12 protein-coding genes are annotated in these 13,431 nt (G+C 66.1%); 7 read left to right on the top strand and 5 right to left on the bottom strand.

Annotated features, from left to right (window positions below):
• Positions 1-13 precede the first annotated feature (13 nt).
• Positions 14-1,768 carry a sensor histidine kinase gene (locus AC2ITM_RS20350; RefSeq protein ID WP_486470242.1) on the top strand — a complete coding sequence of 585 codons (1,755 nt, stop codon included), beginning with the start codon at positions 14-16 and terminating at the stop codon, positions 1,766-1,768.
• A complete protein-coding gene (locus AC2ITM_RS20345) occupies positions 1,765-3,066 on the top strand; it encodes a sigma-54-dependent transcriptional regulator (RefSeq protein ID WP_486470241.1) in 1,302 nt (433 codons plus the stop codon). The genes AC2ITM_RS20350 and AC2ITM_RS20345 overlap by 4 nt, the downstream gene beginning before the upstream one ends.
• A gap of 184 nt (positions 3,067-3,250) precedes the next feature.
• Here the strand turns inward: AC2ITM_RS20345 and putP are convergent, their stop codons facing one another.
• The 4 genes from putP to dctP form a co-directional block, all read right to left on the bottom strand.
• Entirely contained in the window at positions 3,251-4,711 is a 1,461-nt protein-coding gene (putP, locus tag AC2ITM_RS20340; protein ID WP_486470240.1) for a sodium/proline symporter PutP, read from the bottom strand.
• Between the two features lie 228 nt (positions 4,712-4,939).
• Complete coding sequence (locus tag AC2ITM_RS20335; protein WP_486470239.1) at positions 4,940-6,262, bottom strand: TRAP transporter large permease; 1,323 nt, start codon at positions 6,260-6,262, stop codon at positions 4,940-4,942.
• Positions 6,263-6,279: 17 nt separating this feature from the next.
• On the bottom strand, positions 6,280-6,792 hold the full coding sequence (locus tag AC2ITM_RS20330; RefSeq protein ID WP_486470238.1) for a TRAP transporter small permease: 513 nt from the start codon (positions 6,790-6,792) through the stop codon (positions 6,280-6,282).
• A gap of 99 nt (positions 6,793-6,891) precedes the next feature.
• Positions 6,892-7,887: a TRAP transporter substrate-binding protein DctP gene (gene dctP / locus AC2ITM_RS20325; protein ID WP_486470237.1), complete on the bottom strand. Its 996-nt coding sequence runs from the start codon at positions 7,885-7,887 to the stop codon at positions 6,892-6,894.
• Between the two features lie 853 nt (positions 7,888-8,740).
• On the opposite strand from dctP, the gene AC2ITM_RS20320 reads away from it, so the two are divergent.
• The 5 genes from AC2ITM_RS20320 (at position 8,741) to AC2ITM_RS20300 (ending at position 12,955) form a co-directional block, all read left to right on the top strand.
• Positions 8,741-10,018 carry an aromatic ring-hydroxylating oxygenase subunit alpha gene (locus tag AC2ITM_RS20320; RefSeq protein ID WP_486468981.1) on the top strand — a complete coding sequence of 426 codons (1,278 nt, stop codon included), beginning with the start codon at positions 8,741-8,743 and terminating at the stop codon, positions 10,016-10,018.
• Positions 10,015-10,509: an aromatic-ring-hydroxylating dioxygenase subunit beta gene (locus tag AC2ITM_RS20315; RefSeq protein WP_486468980.1), complete on the top strand. Its 495-nt coding sequence runs from the start codon at positions 10,015-10,017 to the stop codon at positions 10,507-10,509. Before AC2ITM_RS20320 ends, AC2ITM_RS20315 begins: the two co-directional genes overlap by 4 nt.
• Complete coding sequence (locus tag AC2ITM_RS20310) at positions 10,509-11,267, top strand: SDR family NAD(P)-dependent oxidoreductase (protein ID WP_486468979.1); 759 nt, start codon at positions 10,509-10,511, stop codon at positions 11,265-11,267. Before AC2ITM_RS20315 ends, AC2ITM_RS20310 begins: the two co-directional genes overlap by 1 nt.
• A gap of 240 nt (positions 11,268-11,507) precedes the next feature.
• Entirely contained in the window at positions 11,508-12,458 is a 951-nt protein-coding gene (locus AC2ITM_RS20305) for a PDR/VanB family oxidoreductase (RefSeq protein WP_486468978.1), read from the top strand.
• A gap of 2 nt (positions 12,459-12,460) precedes the next feature.
• Positions 12,461-12,955, top strand: a complete 495-nt coding sequence (locus AC2ITM_RS20300; protein ID WP_486470236.1) for a flavin reductase family protein — start codon at positions 12,461-12,463, stop codon at positions 12,953-12,955.
• On the opposite strand, the gene AC2ITM_RS20295 is transcribed toward AC2ITM_RS20300, so the two are convergent.
• Entirely contained in the window at positions 12,952-13,407 is a 456-nt protein-coding gene (locus tag AC2ITM_RS20295; protein ID WP_486470235.1) for a MarR family winged helix-turn-helix transcriptional regulator, read from the bottom strand. The two genes, AC2ITM_RS20300 and AC2ITM_RS20295, sit on opposite strands and share 4 nt — an antisense overlap.
• Positions 13,408-13,431 lie beyond the last annotated feature (24 nt).

The raw sequence follows: 13,431 nt of genomic DNA, 5'->3' as shown, positions 1-13,431 counted from the left end.
GTTGCTGCGCCGGATGCGACCTGCCTGGCGGGCCCGGCTGGTGATGGTGACGCTGTGTGCGCTGCTGGCGGGCGCCATCGCCTGGCAGGTGGGCCTTGGCACCCTGCGCGAGCGCCTGGCCCAGACCCAGCTGCTGACCCACCGCGCCATCCAGACCGAGATCGGCCGCTTTCGCTACCTGCCCCGCGTCGCCGGAGAGGACGCCCGCGTGCGCGCCGTGCTGGCCCGCCCCGCCGATCCCGCCACGGTCGAGGCCGCCAACCGCTATCTGCAGACCATCACCACCCATGCCGGATCGGACCGGCTGTACCTGCTGAACACGAAGGGCGTCACCATCGCCTCGTCGAACTGGCAGGATCCCGACAGCTATGTCGGCCACAATTACGCCTTCCGCCCCTATTTCCGCGATGCCATGGCGCGGGGTCAGGGCGGCGTCTATGCGGTGGGCATCACCACCGGCGAGCCGGGCTATTTCATCTCGGCCCGGATCGACGGGGCGGGGGGGCAGCCGCTGGGCGTGATGGTGGTCAAGATCGACCTGCGGCCGCTGGAACGCGCCTGGACCGAGGCCGGCCAGCATGTCGCGCTGGTCGATGCCGATGGCGTGGTCTTTCTGGCGGGCCTGCCGGACTGGCGCTATCGCCCACTGCATCCGCTGGATGCGCAGGTGAAGGCGCAGCTGGCGGCCTCGAGGCTTTATGCCGGATCGCCGCTGCCCTACACGACGCCGCTGCTGGGCCCTGATGACAGCATCGCCATTCCCGCCGAGGGCCGCGCCACCACCCTGCAGGGCCCTGCGTTCGAAGACGGCTGGCAGCTGCTGGCCGCAGCCCCCCTGTGGCCTGCGCGCGCCGGCGCCGGGCTGACCTTTGCGCTGGTGCTGCTGGCGGGGGGGCTGGCCCTGGGCCTTGCGGACATGCGCCGCCACCGCCGCCGCCTGATCGCCCTGCGCCTGCGCCAGAGCGAGGTGATGGAGCGCAAGGTCACCGAACGCACCGCCGCCCTGAAACGCGAGATCGAGGCCCGCACCCGCGCCGAGGCCGATCTGCGCGCCACCCAGGCGACCCTTGTGCAATCGGAAAAGATGGCGGCGCTCGGGCGCATGTCAGCCGCCATCGTGCACGAGGTCAGCCAGCCCCTGGCGGCGATGGAGGCGACGCTGACGGCGGCCGAATTCAGCCTGTCGGGCGCGCCGGAAAAGACCGCCGCGCGGCTGCAATCGGCGCGCGGGCTGATCAGGCGGATGCAGCGGATGACGAAACACCTCAAGAACTTCTCGCGGCAGGAGGTGGCGCCGCTGCAACCGGTGTCGGTGCTGCCGGTGGCGCGCTCGGCGCTGCAGCTGGTGCAGCCGCGGGCCGACCGCAAGGGGTTGCAGCCGCGGCTGGTGGCGCAGGGCGATGCGGTGGTGCGGGCGGGTCAGGTACGGCTGGAACAGGTGCTGATCAACCTGCTGCACAACGCCATCGATGCCGTCGATCCCGACACCGGAGAGGTCACGCTGACCCTCGAGGGCGACGCCCACGCGCTGCACCTGATCGTCACCGACAACGGCCCCGGCATCCCCGAAGACCTGCTGCCGCGCATCACCGAGCCGTTCTTTTCCACCAAGATCGGCGCCGAGGGGATGGGGCTGGGCCTTGCGATCTCCTCGGAGGTGGTCCAGCAATTCGGCGGGCGGATGCGCATCCGCACCCGGGCGCAGGGCGGTGCCGAGGTCCGCGTCACCCTGCCCCGCCTGAAGACCCAGACGGAGGCCGCCGAATGAGCACCCTGATCCATGTCGTCGAGGATGACCGCGACCACCGCGAGGCGCTCTGCGATCTGATCGAGGCGGCGGGCCATGCCGCGCAGGGCTTCCCGGACGGGCTGGCCGCGATGGCCGCGACCGAGCGCCCGGCGCTGATCGTCACCGACCTCAGGATGCCCGGGATGGATGGCCAGGCGCTGCTGGAGGCCGCCCGGGCGCGCGATCCCGATTGTCCGGTGATCCTGATCTCAGGCCATGGGGATCTGCCGCAGGCGGTGGCGGCGATGCGCGCGGGCGCCGAGGATTTCCTGGAAAAGCCCTATGACGGGATGCATCTGATGATGGTGATCGAGCGCGCCCTGCGCGCCCGCGCCACCCGCACCGAACTGGGCCGCCTGCAGGACCGCATCACCGCCCGGGACGAGGGCGGCCTGCTGGGCCAGTCCGCCGCCATGACCGCGCTGCGCGCCCGCATCCAGGCGCTGGCCGCCACCGATCTGGACATCGTGATCACAGGCGAAACCGGCACCGGCAAGGAACTGGTCGCCCGCGCCCTGCACGCCGCCAGCCCCCGCGCGTCAGGCCCCTTCGTGGCGCTGAACTGCGCCGCCCTGCCCGAAAGCCTGTTCGAGATCGAGATCTTCGGCCATGTCGCCGGCGCCTTCCCCGGCGCCCAGGACAAGCCCGGCAAGCTGGAGGCCGCATCGGGCGGCACCCTGATGCTGGACGAGGTCGAGGCCATGCCCGCCTCCATCCAGCCCAAGCTGCTGCGCGCGCTGCAGGAACGCGCGGTGGAACGGCTGGGGGAAAACCGGCTGCGGCCGCTCGACCTGCGGATCATCGCGACCTCGAAGACGGATCTGAAACCGCTGACGCTGGATGGGTCCTTCCGGGCCGATCTGTTCTGGCGGCTGGCGGGGGCCGAGGTCTCGGTCGAGCCGCTGCGCGCCCTGGGCGAGGATATCGTGCTGCTGTTCGGCCATTACGCGGGCCTGGCGGCGGCGCGCTATGGCCGGCCGCTGCCACAGATCGACTATGCGCTGAAACAGCAGCTGCTGCGCCGCCCCTGGCCCGGCAACGTGCGCGAACTGAAGGCCCAGGCCGAGCGCTTTGCCCTGGGGCTGGACCTGCCCGAGGCGCCCGTCGCCGCAATTGCCGACGACAGCCTGGCGGACCGCGTGGCCGCCTTCGAGGCGCGGGAAATCCTGAGCACCCTGGAACGCTGCCGCGGCAATACCGAACGCGCGGCCAGGGCCCTTGGCATGGCGCGGCGGACGCTGAACGACAAGATCAGCCGCTACGGCATCCGCCTTTAGGCACCCGATCACGGCCCCCACGGGCGTTTTCCCCGCCCGGCAGGATCGGACGGGGTTCCAGGGGCGCTCCGATGGCAGGACCGGGCGGGGTTCCGGGGGCGCTCCGATGGCAGGACCGGGCGCAGATGAAAACGGGGCGGCATCCGAACATGCCGCCCCCCCTTCGTTGCCGTTTATGCCGCGCTTACCTTGCGCGGTATTCGCCATGTTCCGGGGTCATCAGGCTGACCACCAGGATGGCGATGAACGAGGCGATGAAGCCGGGGATGATCTCGTACAGGCCCGGGCCGCCCAGGAAGCTGGCGTTCAGCCCCAGGCTGATCCAGCCGATCACCACCACGGCGCCGGTGATCAGCCCCGCGACAGCGCCGCTGCCGGTCATCCGCGGCCAGGTCAGCGCCAGGATGATCAGCGGCCCGAAGGCCGCGCCAAAGCCCGCCCAGGCATTCGACACCAGCCCCAGCACGTTGCTGTCGGGATTGCCCGCGATGATCGCCGCGATCACCCCCACCAGCACCACCGCCAGCCGGCCAATGCGCACCACCTCGGCTTCCGAGGCGCTCTTGCGCAGGAACAGGCGGTAGAAATCCTCGGTCAGCGAGGAGGAGGCGACCAGCAGCTGGCTGGAGACCGTCGACATCACCGCCGCCAGCAGCGCCGCGAACAGGAAACCCGTCACCAGCGGATGGAACAGCAGGTCCGCCAGCACGATGAAGATGGTTTCCGCATCATGCACCTCCAGGCCGTTGCGGATCGCATAGGCGCGGCCGAAGATGCCGACGCCTACGGCGCCGATCAGCGACACGGCCATCCAGCCCATGCCGATGTTGCGCGCCGTCCCGACCGAGCGCACGTCGCGGATCGCCATGAAGCGCACGATGATATGCGGCTGGCCGAAATAGCCCAGGCCCCAGGTCACCGCCGACAGGAAGCCCACCAGCGTCAGCCCATGGGTCAGCGACAGGAAATGCGGATCGGCCTGCGACAGCGTCTGCGCCGCCTGCCCCAGCCCATGCCCCTTGCCCGAATACAGCACCACCAGCGGCATGATCACCAGCGCCAGCATCATGATGCAGCCCTGCACGAAATCGGTCAGGCTGACCGCCAGAAAGCCGCCGATGACCGTATAGGCCAGCACCACGCCCAGCGTCACCCAGACGCCGGTCATGTAGCCGCCATCGAAGACGCTGGTGAACAGCTTGCCGCCCGCCACCAGCCCCGAGGCCGTGTAGACCGCGAAGAACACCACGATGATGATCGCCGAGACCAGCCTCAGCGCCGTTGCCGCAGTCGGAAAGCGGTTCGCCAGGAAGGCGGGGATGGTCAGGGCATTGTCGTAACGCTCGGTCTGCTCGCGCAGGCGGGGGGCGACGATGATCCAGTTGACCAGCGCGCCGACGAACAGGCCGATGCCGATCCAGGCCTGGCCCAGCCCCGACAGATACAGCGCCCCCGGCAGGCCCAGCAGCAGCCAGCCGCTCATGTCCGAGGCCCCGGCCGACAACGCCGCCACCGCCGGCGGCAGGTTGCGCCCGCCCAGCAGGTAGTCCTCGGATGCGGTGTTGGATTTCAGATAGGCATAGATGCCGATCCCCAGCATCGCGATGAAATAGACGATCAGGCTGATCCAGACGCCAAGGGTCATGTGCTCTCCTTCTTGCAGTGACCGGAAGGGGCACCCTCCGCGCCCCTGCGAAAAGACGCTTAACAGATGATCATCTGAGGTAAATAAAGCTTATTTAGTGACCATTATTGATCACGATTTGCAGCAATACGCATCCTTTACTGGCCCCTGCGCAACATTCGAAATCCCGAATCAAAAAGGCCCCCACCCAAAGGCGGAGGCCCTGTCGGATCGGCGAAATCCGGCCCGCTAGCCGCGCGCGATCAGCGATGGGATCCAGGTCGCCAGGCCCGGCATCAGGATCAGCAGGAAGATCAGCACGAAGACGCAGGCGATATAGGGCATCGCGGCGCGCGCCACCTGCGGCAGCGTCGTGCCCTCAGGCGCCACGCCCTGCATGACGAACAGCAGCAGGCCGAAGGGCGGGGTGGTGAAGCTGACCTCGAGCATCAGCAGCATGATCAGGCCCCACCAGATCATGTCGAAATGGTGCCCCGTCGCCAGCGGCACGAAGATCGGCAGGGTGATCAGCATCATCGACACCTGGTCCATGAACATGCCCAGCACCAGCAGGATCAGCATCATGACGATCAGCGTCTCGGTGCCGTTCATCTGCATGCTGGTGGCCCAGCGGACCATCCCCGACGACGCCCCCGAGAACGCCAGCAGCTGCGCGAAGGTCGACGACGCCGTGATCAGCAGGAACGTCATCCCCGAAACCCGCGCGGCCTCGTTGAAGGCCTTCATCACCGAATCCCAGGTCAGCGCCTTGAAGCACAGCGCCAGCACCACCACCGCAATGATCCCGAGCGCGCCGCTTTCCGTCGGTGTCGCAAAGCCCGTCAGGATCGAACCCACCACCGCAATGATGATCACCAGCATCGGCATCACGTCGCGGCCGAAGATCCCCAGCCGGGTCATCAGCGGCAGCGGCGTCACCTCGTAAGAGGGCGCGGCATCCTTGTCGACCTTGGACTGGATGAAGATCAGCACCGCGTAAAGGCAGGCCAGAACCGCCCCCGGCAGCAGCCCCGCGACCAGCAGACCGCCAATGTCGATCCGCGCCAGCGAACCGAACAGCACCGCCAGCGTCGAGGGCGGGATGATCACCGCAAGCCCGCCCGACCCCAGGATCGGCCCAAGCGCCATGTGGCGCTTGTAGCCGCGCTTCATCATCTCGGGCACCATCAGGCTGCCCAGCATGCCGGTATTGGCCAGCGAAGACCCCGACAGCGCCGCAAAGACGGTGCCGGTGGTCACGGTCAGGTAGCTCAGCCGGGCCGGCAGGCGGCCGATCAGCACGTCGATCGCGTCCAGCACGCGCCGCGCCAGGCCGGAATGGAAGAACAGCGCCCCCATGATCAGGAACAAAGGCACCGGCGCCAGCGAATAGGTCGAGACCGCCGTGGTGGCATTGGCGATCATCTGGTCGATCCCGCGCGAGCCACCCATGAACAGGAAGACGCCGACGACGTTGATCAGGAAAAAGCCAAGCGCCACCGGCAGGCCGATCCCCATCGACAGGATCAGCCCGCCGATCAGGATCAGGGTAGAGAGGGTCCAGTCCATCATGATGCGTTACCTCTCTCTCAGAAACCGGCGCTGTCTTCGGGCTTGCCGCCGAAGAAGCTTTGCCCGCGCAGCGGGAAGGACAGGAATTGCAGGCCGCCCAGCAGGAAGCCCACCGGCAGGGTGGAATAGACCATCCACATCGGCGCATCGAACGAGCGGACCTCGTAATCGCCCGAATGCAGCGCGCCCAGGAACATCAGCCAGCAGCGATAGGCCAGGTAGAAGCAGATGAGGGCCGACAGGATGTGCAGGAAGACCTCCCACATCTTGCGGACATTGGGCGACATGTAGGTCAGGGCGATCTCGACGCAGACATGGCCGCGGGTGCGCACCAGCCAGGGCAGGGTCAGGAAGGTGATGTGCAGCATCGCATATTCGACCGAGCTGACGGCCCAGGACAACGTCGGCAGACCGAGGTTGCGCGAGAAGACGTCATAGCTGACCAGACAGACGATGGCGAACACCATCAGCGCCGCCAGCACGAAGAGCAGCCTGGAAAGTCCGTCCAGGGCGGAAAGAATGATAGTCATGGGGGGTTCCCGGCATCAGGGGCGTTGACCGGAGCGGCCGCAGCAGGGCGCGGCATCTGGGAAAGGGCCCGGCCAGGATGGCCAGGCCCCGGGGCCGGATCACTCGATCGGCTGGAAGAACACCTTGCGGAGTTCCTCGTAATGGGTGGCGTCGCGGCTTTTCAGGCGCTCCCATGCGATGTCATAGGCGGTCTTCAGGAAGAAGTTGGCCTGGTCGCCCTTCAGCTCGATCGTCTGGATGCCTTCGTCGGCCAGCGCCTTGTCCTCGGATTTGGTGAGGGCGATATTGGCCTCGTACGAGGATTTCTCGTGGTCGATGGCGGCCTGCTGGACGATCTTCTTGGCCTCGGGCGACAGCTTGTTCCAGCTGTCGAGGTTCATCGAGATCAGCACGTCGGTCTGGAAGAAGCCCGGTTCGATCTTGTATTTCAGGAACTTGTCCCAGCCGTAGTCGCGCAGGCCGGTGACCGGATAGCCGGTGCCGTTGACGACGCCGCGTTCAAGCGAGGTATAGACTTCGGAGGCGGGTTGCACGACCAGCGTCGCGCCCAGCTTTTCAAAGAACGAACGGTAAAGCGGCGAGGACCGCAGACGCAGCCCCTCCATCGACAGATTGCCGTTGGCGTCGAACTTGGGCTTGTCGGTGGTCCAGATGTTGAACGGGGCGCCGCCGTCCACGTGGGCCAGCACGATCGCGTTGCCCTTCTCGGCATAGACCTTGTTGATCAGGTCGATGCCGCCGGCCGCGCGCAGCTCCATCGGGTTCAGGTCGGAGCCGGCAAAGGCCTCGCCCTCGGGGACCATGTTCAGATAGAGACCGGCAGGCGCCAGCATCATGTCGACGATGCCCGACTTCTGCGCATCGCCCAGACGGTCATTCGGCACGGCCTCGGGGCCACCGATGACCTGGATCTGCACGACACCCTTGCCGCGCTCGTTCACCAGATCGACGAATTTCTGGAAGTTCTGTGCGAAGGACACCTGGGCGGGCACGAAGGTGACGGCGCGGATCACGTCCTCGGCATGGGCGGCGGCGCCCATCAGGCCGAACGCCGCGGCGGCCGCGAGCCCGCGGAGGGCGGTTAGCTTGGACATCTGGCATTTCCTCTCTGTCATGTGGCTGGGTTGCCGGAACCGGTTCCAGTCCTGGACCTGCCCGCGACGGGACCGGCTTTCTTCGGGGACAACTGAATTAATGTTTAGACGTGAAATAAACATGCACAAAGGAAATCCCTCTGGCAACTTCCTCTCTGCGGTGGACTGCCCGAATTTCAGGCGGAAACCTGTGAAAAAAGCGGATCTGGAATATTTCTTACGCCCCACCGAAGCGCGACCATTTCCAGCGAAAAGATCCCGTGCATAGTGCGGATGCAGGGAATTTATGTGATATACCCAGATTCTCTCGCGGCCCGATCACTGCGGAAGGGGGCAAACGCCGCCTTCTGGACAGGTGATCCATCCCGCATCTCGACGCCAGACCAAAGGCGCAAGGCCCTTCCAGCCAAAAACAGATGCAGGGGAAGTTTCCCTTATTTTCTGGGACATGTATCTTTAGGATTAAAATATTACACCCAGAAGGGCCGCGCCCCATCCCGCATCAAGCACGAGGGTCAGCCCGTTCGGGGGTCAGGTAGCCCGCCCAGATTTTATCTTCCTTTTCACTGATTCTAATTTCCAAAATTCACCTCGAAGAGGCCCAAAAATCAGCAAAACTCCCTTCAAGGCGCGAAGGCGGAAACGGATTGATGAAAATTTAATCTCATTCATCTAATTGATTTTATTTGATTTATATAAATTCCTCAGTTCCCGCCGCATATTTTCGCAGGGAAGTCCCTGACACCTCTAGCCTCGGCCACGAGCATACCGTAACTTTCACATAGTTTACCAAGCGCGCCGCGGCCCTCGCCGCCAGCGCCCGCCAACCCTTTCACACCAGGGACCGCCAGCCATGCCCCTAGAAACCTTTCCGACCGGGCCCGCCCCCGATTACAGCGATCTTGCGAAGGGCGACCGCGTTGCGACGCCGCTTTATGAGGATCCGGCGATCTTCGACGAGGAGATGACGAAGATCTTCCAGTCGACCTGGGTCTGGGTCGGCCACGAAAGCGAGGTCCCCGGCAAGGGCAACTTCAAGCTCTCCTGGGTGGGCCAGCAGCCCGTCATCATCTCGCGCGACCGCAAGGGCGAGGTCCACGTCTTCGTCAACCGCTGCCGCCACCGCGCCGCCACCGTCTGCGAGGTGAAGAAGGGCAAGACCTCGTCCTTCCAGTGCCCCTACCACGGCTGGGGCTATGCGCTTGATGGCAGCCTGCGCGCCATCCCCTACCCCGAGGGCTACTCGGGCGAGTTCGACAAGTCCCAGATGGGCCTGAAACCCCTGAAGGTCGGCATCTTCTGCGGCATGATCTTTGCCTCGTTCAACTTCGACGTCGAACCGCTGGAAGACTTCCTGGGCAACGCGAAACCCTGGATCGAGCTGTTCATGAAACAGGGCGGCGGCTTCCCGGTGAAGGTGCTGGGCGAGCATCAGTTCAAGGTGCCGATGAACTGGAAGATCCAGCTGGAAAACACCACCGACGCCTACCACTTCCCGATCGTCCACAAGTCCTTCCTGCAGTCCCTCGATGGCGAGGCGAACGAGACGTTCTCCTTCATGGATGACGACGACGGCTATGTCGAGGATCTGGGCAATGGCCATTCGGTCATGGTGATGATGCCGGAACTGATTGATCTGGATGAAAATCTTGATGCGCCGATCCCCGAACGCTTCAGGGATCTGGCCGAAAGCATCGCGGCCCAGGGCTATGACGACGCGCAGGTGCGCAAGATCGTCCGCGCGGTCGGCGGCTGCGGCTTCAACCTGAACCTCTTCCCCAATGTCGGCTGCTCGCTGTCGTTCTTCCGCGTGCTGCGCCCCGTCTCCGTCACCGAGACCGAGATCCGCCACGTCGCCCTCGGCATGGACGGCGGCCCGGCCGAGGCCAACCAGATGCGGATGCGCCTGCACGAGCATTTCCAGGGCCCGATGGGCTTTGGCAGCCCCGATGATGCCGAGGTCTGGGAACGCGTGCAGCGCGGCTCGGCCGGCGGCGGCGATCTGGACGTCATGGTCCACCGCGGCCTGGGCCTGGAAAAGGACAGCAAGAACGGCCTGCCCGTGGGCGATATCTCGGCCGAGACCGGGATGCGCGCGGCCTATGCCAAGTGGAAGGAGATGATGGCATGAAGGACGTCATGACCGATACCGAGATCACCCTGGACCAGGCGGTACAGTTCCTGTGGGCCGAGGCCGACATCCTGGATCGCCACGACTACCAGGCCTGGCTGCCGCTGTGGACCGAGGACGGCATGTACGTCATCCCCACCGACGTGCAGACCGAGGATTTCGCCAATTCCCTCAACATCGTCTACGACAATGCCGAGATGCGGAAGATGCGCGCGGCACGCCTGTCGGGGGGCTTTTCGATCTCGGCCGCGCCGCCCGCGCAATGCATCCGCACCCTGTCGCGCTTCGTGATCACCGACCAGGCGCCGGGCCGCATCACCCTGCGCCACGCCATGCACGTGGTCGAGGACAAGTTCGGCCGCCAGCGCCTGTTTGCCGCCAATGTCACCCATGATCTGGTGGCCACCGAAGACGGGCTGAAGATCGCCGGCAAGGTGGTGCGGCTGCTCAATGCCGATGGGATGCTGACCTCGATCAGCTACCTGTTCTGATGGCCGCGCCGCTTCCGCTGCAGACCCAGACGGCCGTGATCACCGGCGCCGGCAACGGCGTCGGGGCCGAGATCGCCCGCGCGCTGCATGGCGCGGGCTTCCGGGTCATCCTGACCGACATCGACAGCGATGCCACCTACCGCCTGGCCGAAGAGCTGGACCTGGCGTCCGAACTGGCGCTGACGGCGACGCTCGACGTGTCGAAACCTTCGGATTTCCAGGAGGTTCTGGACAAGGTCGTGGATCGCTGGGGCTCGGTCGAGGTGCTGGTCAACAATGCCGCCGTCACCCGCGCCCAGCCGCTGATGCAGATCGATCCGGCGGATTTCAACGCCGTCATGGGGATCAATGCGGGCGGCGTCTTTGCCGGCAGCCAGATCTTTGCCCGCCACTTCATCGAACGGGGCTACGGGCGGATCATCAACATGGCCAGCCTTGCCGGCCAGAACGGCGGCACCACCACGGGGGCGCATTACGCGGCCTCGAAAGGCGCCATCATGACCCTGACCAAGGTCTTTGCCCGCGATCTGGCGCAATACGGCATCACCTGCAACTGCCTCTCTCCCGGGCCGCTCGACAGCCCGATGGTGCATGCGCTGGTGGGCGAGAACATGCCGCAGATGCTGAAGAACATCCCCGTCGGGCGGCTGGGCGATCCGGGCTTTGTCGGGCAGATGGTGGCGATGCTGGCCTCGCCCGCCGCGGCCTTCGTCAACGGCGCCTGCTGGGATTACAACGGCGGCCTCTACATGCGCTGAAGGGATCCATACGGGGGCGAATGCCTCGGCCCCGTCCCGCGGGCGTGACGACCCTGCCCGCCCTGCCCCCTGCGGGTGTGACGACCCAGGGCGCCTCCGGCGGTCCGACCCACGCGTCGCTTCGGAGGCAGCTGACACTTGCGCCCTCCCGGCGTGCCCAAACACCGCGCCCCCGGCGCGCCCGAACATTGCGCCTCCGGCGCGCCCGAAAATTGCGCCCTCCGGGCGCGAAGGACCAAGATGACCGAGACCCCTCTCTCTCTCACCGTCAGCGCGCGCCGGGACGACCGCGGCGACATCCTGCAGCTGACCCTGGCCGACCCCACGGGCGCGCCCCTGCCCGCCGTCACCGCCGGTGCCCATATCGACATCCTGGTGCCCGGCACCGACGCGCTGTGGCGGCAATATTCCCTGGCGGGCGATCCCGCCGACCGGTCCGCCTGGCAGCTGGGGATCCTGAAGGACCCGGCCTCGCGCGGCGGATCCGAGGCGCTGCATGCCCGGCTGAAGGTTGGCGACAAGGTGCAGATCACCGGCCCGCGCAACCACTTTGCCCTTGTTCCGGCGGCGAAAACCGTGCTGCTGGGCGGCGGCGTGGGGGTCACGCCGATGCTGGCCATGGCGCATGAGCTGTCGGCCTCCGGCGCCGACTGGGAGCTGCACTATTGCACCCGCGCGCCCGACTGCACCGCCTTCACCGATCTGCTGGACAAGCCGCCCTTCGCCGGTCACGTGCATCTGCACCACGGCGTCCGCAGCCTGGACCCGGCGGCGCTGCTGCCCGCCCCGGCCGCCGGCACCCATCTTTACATCTGCGGCCCCGAGGGCTTTATGGAGCACTTCATCGCCGCCGCCACCGCCATGGGCCATACGGGCGCGAATGTGCACCGCGAATACTTCTCGGCCGAGGTCGACGTGACCGGCGCCAGCTTCCAGGTCGAATGCGCGCAATCCGGCGTCACGGTGACGGTCGCCCCCGAGGAAACCATCGTCGCGGCCCTGGCCCGCGAGGGTATCAAGATCGAGGTCAAATGCGAGGAAGGCATCTGCGGCACCTGCGTGACCGACGTGCTGGAGGGCACCCCCGATCACCGAGACCACTTCCTGACTGACGAAGAAAAGGCCGACAACACCGAGATGTGCCTGTGCTGCTCGCGTGCCTGTTCCGCAAAACTGGTGCTGGACCTGTGACCATGACCCAGGATCTTTCCCCCGACATCGCCACCTTCCGCGAAGGCATGGCGCGCCTTGGCGCCGCAATCACGGTGCTGACCACCGACGGGCCCGCCGGGCGCTTCGGAATGACGGCTTCGGCGGTCAGTTCGGTCACCGACCAGCCGCCGACGCTGCTGGTCTGCGTCAACCGCGCGGCGCGCGCGCATGGCGCTTTCCTGGAAAATGGCCGCATCGCGGTGAACCTGCTGGCCGAGCGCCACCAGCCCCTGTCGACAGCCTTCGCCAAGGGCGAGATGGACGCCCGCTTTGCCGCCGCCCGCTGGAAGACGCTGGCCACCGGCGCCCCGGTCCTCGACGATGCCCCCGTCGCCTTCGACTGCGAGATCACCGAAACCGCCGAGGTCGGATCCCACACCGTCATCTTCTGCCAGGTCCGCGCCATGGACCTCCAAAACGGCGCCGCGGAAACACTCATTTGGTTCGGAAGGGCATGCCATCCCCTGAAGGTCTAGCGCAGCTTGCCCACCAGCTTTTCCAGCAGCAGATTCAGCATCATCCGCTCTTCGCGGGTGAAGCCGTCAAAGGCCTGCCGGAAGACCTCGGTGGCGACATCGCGGGCCTGATGGCACAGCGCCTCGCCCGCCTCGGTCAGCGTCACCTCGGTCACGCGGCCGTCGGTTTCGCGCGGCCGCGTCGCCACCAGCCCATCGCCCGCCATCCGCTGCACGATCTTCGTCGCGGTATTGGGCTTGATGATGCAATAGCCTGAAATCTCGGAAATCGACAGCGCCGCGCCCTCGCCCAGCGACATCAGCACACGCCAGTAGGCCACATCCATACCGACGGTCTTCAGCCGCGTCTCCATCGCCTGCATGTAGCTGGCCGAGGCCTGAACCACCCAGTAGAACGGCCAGTCCTGACCGTTGAAGCCGTTGCCTTTGGGCACAAGTTCGTCTGACTGCATGGGCCGTTCCGCAATTTCCATGCG

The organism is Pseudooceanicola sp. NS-SX9 (assembly GCF_057380705.1).
The sequence above is the reverse complement of the archived record's forward strand: the minus strand, read 5'-3'. Positions and strand labels throughout refer to the sequence as shown.